Source organism: Synechococcus sp. CBW1107, assembly GCF_015841355.1.
Classification (GTDB): Bacteria; Cyanobacteriota; Cyanobacteriia; order PCC-6307; family Cyanobiaceae; genus Regnicoccus_A.
This window is the reverse complement of the sequence record NZ_CP064908.1, coordinates 2,743,050-2,756,243: the sequence shown is the minus strand read 5'-3', so window position 1 is coordinate 2,756,243 and position 13,194 is coordinate 2,743,050. Positions and strand designations below refer to the sequence as shown.

Sequence of the window (13,194 nt, the reverse complement as noted above, 5' to 3'; positions counted from 1 at the left end):
TCGCATGGCCGCCCATCCCGACCTCGCCCCCAGGGCCGAGCGCATCCGCGTCAGCCACCTCTGCGTCAGCTACCACGGTGTGGTGGCCCTCCACGACGTGTCTCTGACGGTGAAGGCCGGCATCATCTGTGGTCTGGTGGGCACCAACGGCGCCGGCAAATCCACGCTGTTCAAGTCCCTGATGGGCTTCGTGCGGCCCTCCGAGGGGGAGATCAGCATCAACGGCCTGCCCTTGCGCCAGGCCCTGCGCCGCCAGGCGGTGGCCTACGTCCCCCAGATGGAGAGCGTCGACTGGAACTTCCCCATCCACGTGGCCAACGTGGTGATGATGGGTCGCTACGGCGGCATGAACCTGCTGAGGATTCCCAGCCGCGACGACCACCGCGCCGTGCGCGAGAGCCTGGAGCGGGTGGAGCTCTGGCCCCTGCGCCACCGCCAGATCGGTGAACTCTCCGGCGGTCAGCGCAAGCGGGCCTTCCTGGCGCGGGCCCTGGCCCAGGGCGCCTCCGTGCTGCTGCTCGATGAGCCCTTCGCCGGCGTCGACATCCGCACCGAGCGGTTGATGATCGAGTTGTTCCAGCAGTTCCGCGCCGAGGGCCGCACCCTGCTGATCTCCACCCACGACCTCTCCCACGTCACCGGCTTCTGCGATGAGGTGGTGCTGATCAACAAGACCGTTCTGGCCTACGGCGACACCTCCGAGGTGTTCACCGAGGAGAACCTGGCGCGCACCTTCGGCGGCAGCCCCGCCCAGTTGCTCACCAGCCCGGGTCTCGAACCGGGCCCCCAGCCGGGACACGACCCCTGGCGGAGCGAGCCCTGATGGATCCCCTGAGCTGGCTGCTGGAGCCCCTGCGCCACGACTTCATGGTGCGGGCGCTGCTGGTGAGTGCCCTGGTGGCGGGCGTCTGTGGACTGCTCTCCTGCTTCATGACCCTCAAGGGCTGGGCCCTGATGGGGGATGCGGTCTCGCACGCGGTGATGCCGGGAGTGGTGATCGCCTATGCGCTCAACCTGCCCTTCGCCCTGGGGGCCTTCGTGTTCGGGGTGGGCTCGGTGGCGGTGATCGGCTACATCAAACAGATGACCCGGATCAAGGAAGACACCGTGATCGGCCTGGTGTTCACCGGATTCTTCGCGCTCGGTCTGACGCTGATCTCGAAGGTGCGCAGCACCATCGATCTCACCCACATCCTCTTCGGCAACGTGCTGGGAATCAGCGGCGATGACATCCGCCAGACCGTGCTCATCAGCCTGCTGGTGCTGGTGCTGCTGCTGCTGTTCCGCCGCGACCTGATCCTGTTCTGCTTCGATCCCACCCACGCCCGCTCGATCGGCGTGAACACCGGATTCCTGCATTACCTGCTGCTCTCGGTGCTGTCCCTGGCGGCGGTGGCCGGTCTGCAGACCGTGGGCATCATCCTGGTGGTGGCGATGCTGGTGACGCCGGGCGCCACGGCCTACCTGCTCACCGACCGCTTCGACCGCATGACCTGGATCGCGATCGGCTCGGCCGTGCTCTCCAGCGTGCTGGGCATCTACTGGAGCTACTGGATGGATGCCTCCACGGCGGGCTGCATCGTGCTGGTGCAGACGGGACTGTTTCTGCTCAGTTTCCTGTTTGCCCCCCGCCACGGGCTGCTGGCCCAGCAGCGCCGTTGACGCCGGTGGAGCAGCGACGCCCCAGTCAGCGCTGGCCCTGGTGGCCCCTTCTTCCCCTCTACCCCTACGGCTGCCGCCGCACCCTGGTGCGCACGCTCATCCCCGCACAGGTCTGGAGCTTCGAGCAGCTGCAGGGGATCTTCCATGTGGCGGTCCCGATCCGGATGACGGTGCTGCGTCTGAGCGGGGGGCTGCTGCTGCATGCGCCGGTGCCCCCCACCGAGGAGGTGCTGGAGGAGCTGCGCGCCCTGGAGCATCGCTACGGACCGGTGCGCACGATCGTGCTGCCCACCAGCTCCGGTCTGGAGCACAAGCTGCCGGTCCCGGCCATGGCCCGGGCCTTCCCCGCAGCCGAGGTCTGGGTGAGCCCGCAGCAATGGAGCTTTCCGCTGTCCCTGCCGCTCCCCTGGCTGGGGTTTCCCCGCTCCCGCACCCGGGTGCTCCTGGAGGATGGGCTGCCCCATGGCGACGAGCTCAGCTGGCATCCGCTCGGTCCCCTCGACCTGGGGACCGGCACCTTTCTGGAGGTGGCCTGCCTGCACCGGGCCAGTGGAGCCCTGCTGGTCACCGATGCCCTGGTGGCGATTGCGCCGGAGCCCCCCCAGCTGTTCGAGGCCGATCCCACGCCGCTGCTCTTTCATGGCCGCGACCGGGGCGATCAGCCCTTGATCGACACCCCTGAGCACCGGCGGATCGGCTGGTGGCGCACCGTGCTGTTCGCCTCCTACCTGCGCCCCGGGTCGCTGGAGGTTGCCGGTCTGATGGAGGTTCTCAGTCAGGCGCTCAAGCCCGGCCTGCGCCGGCCCAGGACCTATTTCGGCCTGTACCCCTTCCGCTGGTCACCCGGCTGGGAGGAGGAGTTCAAGGCCCTTCTGAGCCCCCGCGGCGAACCTCGCCTGCAGGTGGCACCGGTGCTGGAGCGGCTGGTGTTCCCCCGTTGCCGCGAGGCCCTGCTGACCTGGCTGGAGAGCCTCGCCGCGCTGCAGCAGATTCGCTGGCTGGTGCCCGCCCACTACGAGGCCCCCGTGGCCTGCACCGGCGACGATCTGATGGCCCTGGCGAGGTCGATCAGAGACCGGCCCTGGGCGGCGTCCGAGGGCTCCTGGGCCTATCTGGCGGGGATCGATCGGGCCCTGGTGCGCTGGGGCGTCGTGCCCAGCGAACCAGGGGCCTGACCCCGAGGGACTCAGAGCCTGAGTTCGCCGGGATCGGCGTCGAGACCGCCCTCGCCGAAGAGGGTGGTTTCCAGCTCCATCCTCTGCTCCATCTGGCGCAGGAAATAGCCGGTCATCATCGCGGAAGCGAGCAGACCGGCGAGGTTGTCGCGGCTGGTCTGAATCTTCACTTCGAACTGCTCACCGGGAAGCATCCCCAGCAATCCCTGGACGTTGTGGCGAATGATGTCCTGGATGTCACCGCTGGCGGAGCGGGCCACCCGCTGAAGCACATCGGGTGACTGGTCCTGCAGGTACTGAATCAGGGAATTCCCGCTGATCGCTTCGCTGTCGGTGGTCAGGAACTCCGGGTTGAACATGCCCCTCCGGCGTGATCCGTTTCTGGTTAGGAACCCTAACGCAGAGTTTCAGATCAACCTCTCCCCGCCGTGGGTGAGAACCGTATCGGGCCGAGATGCCGCAGGGGCCAGTAACGGAACACGGCGGTGCCGATCACATGGTCGGCCGGCAGGGGGCCCCAGAGGTGCGAGTCGAGGCTGGCATTGCGGTTATCCCCCATCACCAGCAGGTGACCCGCCGGTACGGTCAGAGGCGGGAGCTCATAGTTCATCGGCTCGCGCCGCCAGGGCTCACGTACCGGGGCGCCATTGCGGAGCAGGTCACCACCCGCCACTTCGATCACATCGCCGGGCACCCCCACGACCCGCTTGATCAATGCGGCCCGGGGGTCGTAGCCGGCGGCGAGCAGGGGATCGGGCGGACGGAACACGACGATCGCTCCGCGCGGCAGGACCGGAACCAGCCGGGGCCTGAGCTTCTCCACCAGGATCCGGTCCTCGAGCTGCAGCGTGGGCAGCATCGAGCCCGAGGGGATCCAGCGGGGTTCCATCACCTGCCAGCGCAGCAGCAGGGCCACCCCCACCCAGAGCAGCAGGGGAATCAGCTGGCGGGCCACCCCCCAGCGGCGGCTGGCACCGGATGGGGTCGTGGCCGAAGGGGACAGAGGAGGATTGGGCATGATCGCTCCATCCTGAAGCGGTGGCGGACCCAGTGAGCCAGGAGCTGCCCCAGCGGCAGGCTGATCGGGCTGAGGCCAACCTCAGGGCGGCGGTGGACCTGCTGCTGGAGCTGATGGCCCGGGGGGTGGAGCGGGTGGTGCTCTGTCCGGGCAGCCGTTCGGGGCCTCTGGCGGCGGCGGCCGGGTTGCTGCTCCAGCGGGGACTGAAACTGCACACGGCCATCGACGAGCGATCGGCGGGGTTCTTCGCCCTGGGCCTGGCCAGGGCCGAGGGCACACCCACCGTGGTGATCACCACCTCCGGCACTGCCGTGGCCAACCTGCTGCCAGCCGTGGTGGAGGCCGACAGCGGCACGATTCCGCTGCTGCTGCTGAGCGCCGACCGACCGCAGCGGCTGAAGAACTGCGGCGCCAACCAGACCGTGAACCAGGAGGAGTTCCTCGCCCCCTGCTGCCGCTGGTCCGCGCAGGGGGACAGCCGGGGCCTGGCCGCGATGGCTCGCCCTGCCCTGCAGGCCCTGGCCCGCAGGGCCTGTCGGATGGCCCTGAGCGCACCGATGGGACCGGTGCATCTGAACCTGCCCTTCGACGAACCGCTCCATGCCGGAGCGGAGGCGCTGCAGCGTCTGGCCCGGGAGTTCGGCGCCATGGCCGCGGCCACCGAGGTGCCCGGCCATGGCGATGGCGGCGGCGCGGCCACGGCCGGAGGCGATCCGCTGGGCCTGGATCCCGATCGCCCCGGGGTGATCGTGGCGGGGCCGTGGCGGGGCAGCCCCGACCAGTGGCCCGCCTTCGTGGCGGCTCTGCAGCGCTGGCAGCAGCGCTGTGGCTGGCCGCTGCTGGCCGATGGTCTCTCCGGTCTCAGGGGCCAGGCCGGTCTGGACCTGGTGGCTGGCTATGACCTGGTCCTCGAGGACCCCGACCCCGCTCTGGCCCCCCCCCAGGTGCTGAGGCTGGGTCCCCTGCCCGCCAGCCGGAGGCTGCAGCGCTGGCTGGCGGCCTGCGGCGGCCATCAGGTGCTGATCAGCGAGGGGGATCCACGCCCGCTCGATCCCCTGGGCACGGTCCAGGCCAGCTGCGGCCACGGCTTCTCGACCTGGTGCCAGGCCCTGCCGGTCTCGTTCTGGCAGGGAGGGCCCGGGCTCACGGCCAACCAGGAGGTCCTGACGCTGTGGCAGGCCGCCGAGGGCGGCACCCAGGGCTGGCTGAACACCCAGCTGACCCACGAGGGAGCCAGCCACCGGCCCGATGAACCCAGCCTGGCCCGGGCCCTGAGTCAGCTCCTGCCGCCTGGTCTGGCGGTGATGCTGGCCAGCAGCAGCCCCGTGCGCGACTGGGAGAGCTTCGCCGATCCCAGCGGCCCCGCCAGGCCCGTCCATGGCTTCCGCGGGGCTTCGGGCATCGACGGCACGCTGTCGCTGGCGGCCGGGCTGGCGGAGAGCCTCGGAGGGCTGGTGCTGCTCAGCGGAGATCTGGCCCTGCTCCACGACTCCAACGGCTGGCTCTGGCACCACCAGCTGCGGGGCCGGCTCACCGTGGTACTGATCGAGAACGGAGGAGGCGGCATCTTCGAGCAGCTGCCGATCCGGGCGACGGCAGGCCTGGATTTCGAACGCCTCTTCGCCATGGGCCAGCCCCTGGATCACACCTCCCTGGCCGCCGCCCATGGCGTGCCCTGGCGGCGGGTGGCGGCCCTGACCGAGCTGGAGGGGGCCCTGGACTGGGCCCTGGAGCAGCCGGTGGCCCTGCTGGAGGTGAGGACCGACCGCCGGGCCGATGCCCTGTTGCGCCAGCGCCTGCGCCAGGACTGTCCGCGCCCGCGGCTCAGAATGACACCTTCCCAGGCCCCGCCGCGATGAGCGTCGATCCCAACCCGGCTGATGCCCCAAGCCCCGGCCCGGTGCTGCCAGGGGAGAGCCTCGTGCACTGGAGCTCGGCCGCCAGCTACGAGGACATCCGCTTCGACCTCTGTGGGGAGGGGATCGCCCGGATCGCCATCAACCGTCCGTCCAAACGCAACGCCTTCCGCCCGCGCACGGTGGTGGAGCTCTACGACGCTTTCAGCCGGGTACGCGACAACCCGCGGGTGGGGGTTGTGCTGTTCACCGGCGTGGGCCCGGCGGCCGACGGGGGCTACGCCTTCTGCGCCGGCGGTGACCAGAGCGTTCGCGGCGATGGCGGCTACCTCGATGAAAGCGGGCTCCCCCGCCTGAACGTGCTCGATCTGCAGCGCCAGATCCGTTCTCTGCCCAAGGTGGTGATCGCCCTGGTGGCGGGCTACGCCATCGGCGGCGGCCAGGTGCTGCATCTGCTCTGCGACCTCAGCCTGGCCGCGGAAAACGCTGTCTTCGGCCAGACGGGTCCGCGGGTGGGCAGCTTCGATGGCGGCTTCGGCGCCGGTTATCTGGCACGCCTGGTGGGCCAGCGCAAGGCCCGGGAGATCTGGTTCCTCTGCCGCCGCTACAACGCCGAGGAGGCCCTGGCGATGGGCCTGGTGAACGCGGTGGTGCCGCTGCAGAAGCTGGAGGCGGAGGGAGTGCGCTGGGCCCGGGAGGTGCTGCAGCACAGCCCCACGGCGATCCGTTGCCTCAAGGCCTCCTTCAACGCCGAAACCGATGGCCTGGCTGGCATCCAGGAGCTGGCGGGCCAGGCCACCCACCTCTTCTATCGAACCGCCGAGGGTCAGGAGGGGCGCAACGCCTTCCTGGAGAAGCGTGATCCCGACTTCAGTGATTCCCCCTGGTTGCCCTGACGCCACTGGGCTGGCGCACCTACTGAAGCCGCCGGAAGCAGAGCGGCTCACGGCGCTCCAGGCCCAGGATCCAGAGACCGCCCGCCAGCTCCTTGAGCCGTTTCAGAAAGAGGGTGCTGTCGCCAGTGGCGATCCACTGGGCCTTGAGGGCGGGCAAGGTCTCCTGCAGAGACTCGATCGGCAACTCCAGCAGCAGCAGGCTGTGCTCGCCAGCCGCCCGGCGCAGCGCACCCTCCTCACTGCGCTGCCACACCCTCACCAGTAGCTCGAGGGCCTGCTGCCGGCCGACATCACCCGGATCACCATCGGCCGGCACGGGCTCAGGCAACGATCTCCCCTGCAGTGGCATCGCCCGTTGCCCCCCCTGCTCCAGCAGGGCCAGGGCGATCAGATAGGGAGCGGCAGCCATGGGATTGAGCAGCGGAAGGCCCTGACACAGTGGCCCCTGGAGCCACGCCAGGCACGCTGTTCTCCAGGCGGACCAGTACAGCCCACGGCGATCCGTTACCTCAAGACCTCCTTCACGCCGACCCCGATGGCCTGGCCGGCCTGCTGGAGCTGGCGGGCGGCAACGCCTTCCTAGAGAAGTGCGACCCTGACATCGGGAATTCAGCCTGGTAGCCCTGAGGGTCGCTGCGAAGACGTTGCAAACCACAACGCGATGTCAAATCGTCGGGCATCCTTGGGCCTGAAGGCCGGACAACCGGCAGTCACAGAGGGACATGGAACAGGGCCAGCTCAACTGGATCGCCAACTTCATCTGGGGCATCGCCGACGACGTGCTCCGGGATCTGTACGTGCGCGGCAAGTACCGCGACGTGATCCTGCCGATGACGGTGCTGCGTCGGCTGGATGCGGTGCTCGAGCCCACCAAGCAGGCGGTGCTCGACCTGAAGGCCTCCTTGGATGCCGCCCAGATCGTCCATCAGGATCCCGCCCTGCGTCAGGCGGCAGGCCAGGCCTTCTACAACACTTCCAAATTCACCCTCCGCGATCTGCAGGCCCGCGCAAGCCAGCAGAAGCTGCGGGCCGACTTCGAGGCCTACCTCGATGGCTTCTCGCCGAATGTGCAGGACATCCTGGAGAACTTCGAGTTCCGCAACCAGATCCCGCGCCTGTCGAAAGCCGATGCCCTCGGCACCCTGATCGGCAAGTTCCTCTCACCCGACATCAACCTCAGCCCGAATCCCGTTCACGATGGGAACGGTGGTGAGAAGCACCCCGGCCTCGACAACCACGGCATGGGCACCGTATTCGAGGAGCTGGTGCGCCGCTTCAACGAGGAGAACAACGAGGAGGCCGGCGAGCACTGGACGCCACGGGACGCTGTGAAGCTGATGGCCAAGCTGATCTTCGTGCCGATCGCTTCCGAGATCGAATCCGGCACCTACCTGCTCTACGACGGCGCCTGCGGCACCGGCGGCATGCTCACCGTGGCGGAAGAGGAGCTCAAGGAGCTGGCCACCGCCCAGGGCAAGCAGGTGGCCACCCACCTCTACGGCCAGGAGATCAACGCCGAAACCTATGCCATCTGCAAGGCGGATCTGCTGCTCAAGGGCGAGGGCGACGGGGCCGACAACATCGTGGGCGGACCGGAGCACTCCACCCTCGCCAACGACGCCTTCCCGGCGCGCGAGTTCGACTTCATGCTGTCCAATCCGCCCTATGGCAAGAGCTGGAAGGGGGATCTGGAGCGCATGGGCGGCAAGGGCGGCATCAAGGATTCCCGGTTTCTGATTGATCACGATGGCGATGGGGAGTATTCGCTGATCACCCGCTCCAGCGACGGACAGATGCTGTTCCTGGCCAACCTGATCAGCAAGATGAAGAGCGGCACGCCCCTGGGCAGCCGCATCGCCGAAGTTCACAACGGCAGCTCGCTGTTCACCGGTGATGCCGGCCAGGGCGAGAGCAACATCCGCCGCTGGATTATCGAGAACGACTGGCTGGAGGCGATCGTGGCCCTGCCGTTGAACATGTTCTACAACACGGGCATCGCCACCTACATCTGGGTGCTCAGCAACCGCAAGCCCCCCCATCGCCAGGGGCGTGTGCAGTTGATCGATGCCACAACGTGGTTCAAGCCCCTGCGCAAGAACCTCGGCAAAAAGAACTGCGAACTCTCAGACGACGACATCCAGCGCATTGTCGACACGTTTCTGGCGTTCGAGGAAACCGAGCAGAGCAAGATCTTCCCGAACCAGGCGTTCGGCTATTGGAAGGTGACGGTGGAGCGGCCGTTGCGGCTGGCCATCCACAGCGATGCCGAGCACCTGGCGGCCCTGGCCGAAGCTGCTGTGGAGGCTGGGGAGGCAGGCCTGGAGAGTGTGGTTGACGCTGTGGATGAGGTGATGGGGGAGGGCCCCCACAAAGATGCGAACCAGTGGCTGGAGCTAGCGGAACGGGTAGGCAAGGGGCAGGGGCTGCGCTGGACGGCCAAGAAAACCAAGCTGCTGCTTTCCCATCTGGGCGAACGGAACGAGAAAGCCGCCCCAGTGATCGCCAAAGTGTTCAAGCCGGGCAAGCAGGCGGCCGATCCCCTGAGGGGGTTCTTCCCAGTGGAGCTGGAGGAGGGCGAACGGGTAGTGCAGTACGAGCCGGACCCCGAACTGCGGGACACCGAACAGGTGCCACTGCTGGAGGAGGGCGGCATCGATGCTTTCCTGGCCCGCGAAGTGCTGCCCTATGCCTCCAAGGCCTGGTATGACCCCGGCAGCGTGAAAACGGGCTATGAGGTGAGTTTTACGCGGTACTTCTACAAGCCCAAGCCGCTGCGGTCGCTGGAGGAGATTCGGGCGGAGATCCTGGCGCTGGAGAAGGAGACGGAGGGGCTATTAGGCGAGCTCATAGGAGGCCATGTGTGATGACTCCCGTACCTTCATTCCCAGAAGGGCAGATCGAAGCGATAGCAAAGTTACTCGGAGAGTGCGGCTCAGGGTCGGACATCAGCCGCATCTTTCTGGATCGCGGCTTGACCGATAATTCTGGACAATCCACCAAGTGGCGCAGAATCTACTCAGTGTTCTTGGATTCCCAGAGGCGTCACGGCTGCGCCAATCAGATCGTTGACTTCATTAGAGCTTGCCTGATACCAGCACGATTCGTTGGGCGAAGTGAAGAGTTTGAAGCGCACCGGCAGGAGCTCAACACAATTCTGGCATTCTCTGGGCTGGAGTACGGAGCTGACGGCCAGTTTCGCAGAGTTGAACCTGCCGCAACGATTGAGGAGGCGGAACAGCGGGTGCGAACAATTCGCTCGAAGTTCCAAGGCCGGCGTATTCATCCTGAGGTTGTAAAGTATTGTCGCTCCGAGTTGATGCAGGACAACTATTTCCACGCTGTCTTTGAAGCCAGTAAAGGCCTCGCCCAGCGGATTCGCGATATGACGGGAGTTCAAGCGGACGGACCCAAGCTGATCGATCGTGTGTTTTCAATCGAACGTCCCTTGCTAGCCCTGAACACACTGAAGACCGAAACCGAGAAGAGTGAGCACAAAGGATATTCAGCCCTGCTGAAGGGCTGCTTCGCGGCCGTTCGCAATCCCTTGGCCCATGAACCGAAGATTATGTGGGAAGGAGAGGATGATGCGGCCGACTACCTTTCCCTGATCTCTCTCCTGCATCGCAAGCTTGATCAATGTGTGCCCACAGGCTTGAGCGAGAGCTCATGATTTGCGATCTCAAGCCCTATCCAGAAATGAAGGGCACCAGCATTCCCTGGCTGGAGGAGTTGCCTGCAGGCTGGTCAGTTTGTCGCAACGGCAGTCTCTTCGTCCAGAGAATCGAGACAGGATTCGCCGATCTAGCCATCCTTGAGGTTTCTCTAAAGACCGGAGTTCGAGTTCGTGAATTCGGGGGCTCGTCGCGTAAGCAGATCATGGAGGATCGCGCAAAGTACAAGCGAGCTTCATGTGGCGACGTGGCCTACAACATGATGCGTATGTGGCAAGGCGCTGTTGGAGTTGCTCCAGTTGATGGCTTGGTCAGCCCAGCGTATGTCGTGGCTAGGCCCCTCCCTGGGGTCTTGCCGCATTACTTCGCCTACCTCTTTCGCACGGATGCCTACATGGGCGAGGTGGACAACTACTCACGCGGGATTGTCAAGGATCGTAATCGGTTGTATTGGGAGCAGTTCAAACAAATCCAAACACCATGCCCTCCAACTGCAGAACAAGCCGCCATCGTCCGCTTCCTCGACCACGCCGACCGCAAGATCCGCCGTTACATCCGCGCCAAGCAGACGCTGATCAAGCTGCTGGAGGAGCAGAAGCAGGTCATCATCCACCGCGCCGTCACCGGTGGCCTTGATCCCAACGTGCGCCTCAAGCCCTCCGGGGAGGAGTGGCTGGGCGATGTGCCGGAGCATTGGGAGATTAGGAGGGTGAAAAGCCTCTCATTGGTCAAACGAGGGGCTTCTCCGCGACCCATTGCAGACCAGAAGTACTTCGACGAAGGTGGCGAGTACGCATGGGTTCGCATCGCTGACGTGTCGGCAAGTCGCAAATATCTTGAAGAGACTACTCAGAGGCTCTCTGTGCTTGGGGAGTCGATGAGCGTGCGACTGCAACCTGGCGCTTTGCTTCTGAGTATTGCAGGCTCAGTTGGAAAGCCAATCATTACCAAGATCAAGTGCTGTATCCACGATGGCTTTGTCTATTTCCCCCAGTATCATGGCAATGCTGATTTCCTGTACCGTGTTTTCTCCTGTGGCGCCCCTTTTGGGCGCCTAGGCAAGCTCGGCACCCAGCTGAATTTGAATACCGATACCGTAGGAGGAATCCGTCTGGGGTTGCCGCCTGATGGCGAGCAGGGTGTAATCGTCGCTTACTTGGATGAAGCAACAACAGGTATTGAGCAGGCTGTTGCTTGCGTTAGGCGTGAAATCAATCTTCTACACGAATACCGTACCCGCCTGATCGCTGATGTGGTTACCGGCAAGCTCGATGTGCGGGAGGCAGCGGCGCAGCTTCCCGACGAGGAGCAGGAGCCTCAACTACTAGATGACTTGGATGAAATCAGCGATCCCGAGGAAGCCGCTCTTGATGATCTCGATACTGCACCAGAGGATCCCTAGAAGTGAGCTCCGAAAGGCCCATTGATTTTCTGATCAGCTTGGTGCACGAGCTCTGTGCCTTGCCCAAGGAAACCGAATGGGTCGAGTTCAAGCAAAACAACGACAACCCTGAGGAGATCGGCGAGTACATCTCCGCCCTTGCTAACGCGGCAGCCCTTCAGGGCAAAGCCTTCGCCTATCTGGTGTGGGGCGTGCGCGACGCCGATCACGCAATCGTGGGAACCCGCTTCGATCCGTTTGCCACCAAGCTCGGCAACGAAGAACTGGAGAGCTGGTTGCTGAGGCTCTTGGAGCCCAAGATTGATTTCCGCTTCTTCAAGGTGCCCATCGATGGCAAACCAGTGGTAGTGCTGGAGATTGCACGGGCAGCTCGGCATCCCGTGCGCTTCAAGCAGCAGAAGTTCATCCGCGTGGGCAGCTACAAGAAAAGGCTCGAGGGTGCCCCAGAGAAGGAACGGGCCCTGTGGCGCATCTTCGATCAGACCCCGTTTGAAGACGGCCTCGCCATCGATCGTGCCACCGCTGATGAGGTACTTCAGCTGCTTGATTACCCGGCCTACTTCGATCTGCTGGAACTGCCCCTGCCCGACAACCGTGAGGGGATCCTCGCCGCCTTGGCCGCCGATCGCCTCATCCGCAAGAGCGATGCGGGCGGCTGGGACATCACCAATCTCGGCGCCATCCTGTTCGCCAAGCGCCTCGATACCTTTCGCTCCCTGCGCCGCAAGGCGGTGCGCGTGATCCACTACCGCGCCTGTGACCGCACCCAGACCCTGAAAGAACAGGAAGGCGGCAAGGGCTATGCCTGTGGGTTCGAGGGGCTGATCGGCTTCATCAACGGCCTGCTGCCGTCCAACGAAATCATCGGGCAGGCCTTGCGGACCTCTGTCCCGATGTTCCCGGAGCTGGCCGTGCGGGAACTGGTGGCCAATGCCCTCATCCACCAGGACTTCTTCATCACAGGCGCCGGGCCGATGGTGGAGATCTTCGACGACCGCATTGAAATCACCAACCCGGGCGAGCCGCTCGTGCATACCGATCGGTTCGTGGACACCCCGCCACGCTCCCGCAATGAGGCACTGGCCTCCCTGATGCGACGCTTCCGCATCTGCGAGGAACGGGGCAGCGGCATCGACAAGGTGGTGGCCCAGGTGGAGGTGTTCCAGCTGCCGGCGCCGCTGTTCGAGAGCCCGGAAGGCTTCACACGCTCCGTCCTGTTCGCCCACAAGCCGCTTGCCGCCATGGACAAGGCGGAACGGATTCGCGCCTGCTATCTCCACGCCTGCCTTTGCTACGTGACCCGAAAGGCGATGACCAACACCACCCTGCGGGCCCGTTTTGGCGTGGAGGACCACAACCGGGCTGCGGTCTCACGGATGATTCGGGAGGCCGTGGAAGCGGGGGCCATCCTGCCGGCCGATCCGGAGGCAGCTCCTAAACTCATGCGGTACCTGCCGTTCTGGGCTGCTGCTGGCCCCCATGGGCAGCCATGACCCTGCCACTTGATGGGTACT

Annotated in this window: 12 protein-coding genes; 9 read left to right on the top strand and 3 right to left on the bottom strand. The window is 65.3% G+C overall.

The genetic code is table 11. From position 1 onward, the window contains the following. Positions 1-4 precede the first annotated feature (4 nt). Genes I1E95_RS14405 through I1E95_RS14395 form a run of 3 tightly spaced genes read left to right on the top strand, consistent with a single transcriptional unit; the run spans position 5 to position 2,837 of the window. A complete protein-coding gene (locus tag I1E95_RS14405; RefSeq protein ID WP_197163368.1) occupies positions 5-823 on the top strand; it encodes a metal ABC transporter ATP-binding protein in 819 nt (272 codons plus the stop codon). Continuing rightward, the gene (locus I1E95_RS14400; protein WP_197163366.1) at positions 823-1,662 is read left to right on the top strand and encodes a metal ABC transporter permease; all 840 of its coding nucleotides are present in this window, start codon (positions 823-825) and stop codon (positions 1,660-1,662) included. The genes I1E95_RS14405 and I1E95_RS14400 overlap by 1 nt, the downstream gene beginning before the upstream one ends. Next, positions 1,659-2,837, top strand: a complete 1,179-nt coding sequence (locus tag I1E95_RS14395) for a DUF4336 domain-containing protein (protein WP_197163364.1) — start codon at positions 1,659-1,661, stop codon at positions 2,835-2,837. The genes I1E95_RS14400 and I1E95_RS14395 overlap by 4 nt, the downstream gene beginning before the upstream one ends. A gap of 11 nt (positions 2,838-2,848) precedes the next feature. On the opposite strand, the gene I1E95_RS14390 is transcribed toward I1E95_RS14395, so the two are convergent. Both I1E95_RS14390 and lepB read right to left on the bottom strand, forming a co-directional pair. Further along, positions 2,849-3,196, bottom strand: coding sequence for a DUF760 domain-containing protein (locus I1E95_RS14390; protein WP_197163362.1), 348 nt, complete (start codon positions 3,194-3,196; stop codon positions 2,849-2,851). Between the two features lie 53 nt (positions 3,197-3,249). Next, positions 3,250-3,855: a signal peptidase I gene (gene lepB / locus I1E95_RS14385; RefSeq protein ID WP_197163361.1), complete on the bottom strand. Its 606-nt coding sequence runs from the start codon at positions 3,853-3,855 to the stop codon at positions 3,250-3,252. A 113-nt stretch (positions 3,856-3,968) separates the two neighbouring features. On the opposite strand from lepB, the gene menD reads away from it, so the two are divergent. Both menD and menB read left to right on the top strand, forming a co-directional pair. Continuing rightward, the gene (menD, locus tag I1E95_RS14380) at positions 3,969-5,714 is read left to right on the top strand and encodes a 2-succinyl-5-enolpyruvyl-6-hydroxy-3-cyclohexene-1-carboxylic-acid synthase (protein WP_231594999.1); all 1,746 of its coding nucleotides are present in this window, start codon (positions 3,969-3,971) and stop codon (positions 5,712-5,714) included. Continuing rightward, positions 5,711-6,607 (top strand): 1,4-dihydroxy-2-naphthoyl-CoA synthase, encoded by an 897-nt coding sequence (gene menB, locus I1E95_RS14375; protein WP_197163359.1) that lies wholly within the window; start codon positions 5,711-5,713, stop codon positions 6,605-6,607. The genes menD and menB overlap by 4 nt, the downstream gene beginning before the upstream one ends. A gap of 19 nt (positions 6,608-6,626) precedes the next feature. On the opposite strand, the gene I1E95_RS14370 is transcribed toward menB, so the two are convergent. Further along, the gene (locus I1E95_RS14370; RefSeq protein ID WP_197163357.1) at positions 6,627-7,016 is read right to left on the bottom strand and encodes a hypothetical protein; all 390 of its coding nucleotides are present in this window, start codon (positions 7,014-7,016) and stop codon (positions 6,627-6,629) included. A gap of 313 nt (positions 7,017-7,329) precedes the next feature. Between I1E95_RS14370 and I1E95_RS14365 the strand changes: the two genes are divergently transcribed. Genes I1E95_RS14365 through I1E95_RS14350 form a run of 4 tightly spaced genes read left to right on the top strand, consistent with a single transcriptional unit; the run spans position 7,330 to position 13,173 of the window. Beyond that, a complete protein-coding gene (locus I1E95_RS14365; protein WP_197163355.1) occupies positions 7,330-9,471 on the top strand; it encodes a class I SAM-dependent DNA methyltransferase in 2,142 nt (713 codons plus the stop codon). Continuing rightward, the gene (locus tag I1E95_RS14360; RefSeq protein WP_197163354.1) at positions 9,471-10,277 is read left to right on the top strand and encodes a TIGR02391 family protein; all 807 of its coding nucleotides are present in this window, start codon (positions 9,471-9,473) and stop codon (positions 10,275-10,277) included. Before I1E95_RS14365 ends, I1E95_RS14360 begins: the two co-directional genes overlap by 1 nt. Next, positions 10,274-11,680: a restriction endonuclease subunit S gene (locus I1E95_RS14355; RefSeq protein ID WP_197163352.1), complete on the top strand. Its 1,407-nt coding sequence runs from the start codon at positions 10,274-10,276 to the stop codon at positions 11,678-11,680. The genes I1E95_RS14360 and I1E95_RS14355 overlap by 4 nt, the downstream gene beginning before the upstream one ends. Before the next feature lie 41 nt (positions 11,681-11,721). Further along, on the top strand, positions 11,722-13,173 hold the full coding sequence (locus I1E95_RS14350; protein ID WP_231594998.1) for an ATP-binding protein: 1,452 nt from the start codon (positions 11,722-11,724) through the stop codon (positions 13,171-13,173). Positions 13,174-13,194 lie beyond the last annotated feature (21 nt).

Coding starts and splice junctions, on each gene's coding strand:
- I1E95_RS14405 (WP_197163368.1), top strand. CDS start 5: ATGGCCGCCCATCCCGACCTCGCCCCCAGGGCCGAGCGCATCCGCGTC.
- I1E95_RS14400 (WP_197163366.1), top strand. CDS start 823: ATGGATCCCCTGAGCTGGCTGCTGGAGCCCCTGCGCCACGACTTCATG.
- I1E95_RS14390 (WP_197163362.1), bottom strand. CDS start 3,196: ATGTTCAACCCGGAGTTCCTGACCACCGACAGCGAAGCGATCAGCGGG.
- lepB (WP_197163361.1), bottom strand. CDS start 3,855: ATGCCCAATCCTCCTCTGTCCCCTTCGGCCACGACCCCATCCGGTGCC.
- menD (WP_231594999.1), top strand. CDS start 3,969: ATGGCCCGGGGGGTGGAGCGGGTGGTGCTCTGTCCGGGCAGCCGTTCG.
- menB (WP_197163359.1), top strand. CDS start 5,711: ATGAGCGTCGATCCCAACCCGGCTGATGCCCCAAGCCCCGGCCCGGTG.
- I1E95_RS14370 (WP_197163357.1), bottom strand. CDS start 7,016: ATGGCTGCCGCTCCCTATCTGATCGCCCTGGCCCTGCTGGAGCAGGGG.
- I1E95_RS14365 (WP_197163355.1), top strand. CDS start 7,330: ATGGAACAGGGCCAGCTCAACTGGATCGCCAACTTCATCTGGGGCATC.
- I1E95_RS14360 (WP_197163354.1), top strand. CDS start 9,471: ATGACTCCCGTACCTTCATTCCCAGAAGGGCAGATCGAAGCGATAGCA.
- I1E95_RS14355 (WP_197163352.1), top strand. CDS start 10,274: ATGATTTGCGATCTCAAGCCCTATCCAGAAATGAAGGGCACCAGCATT.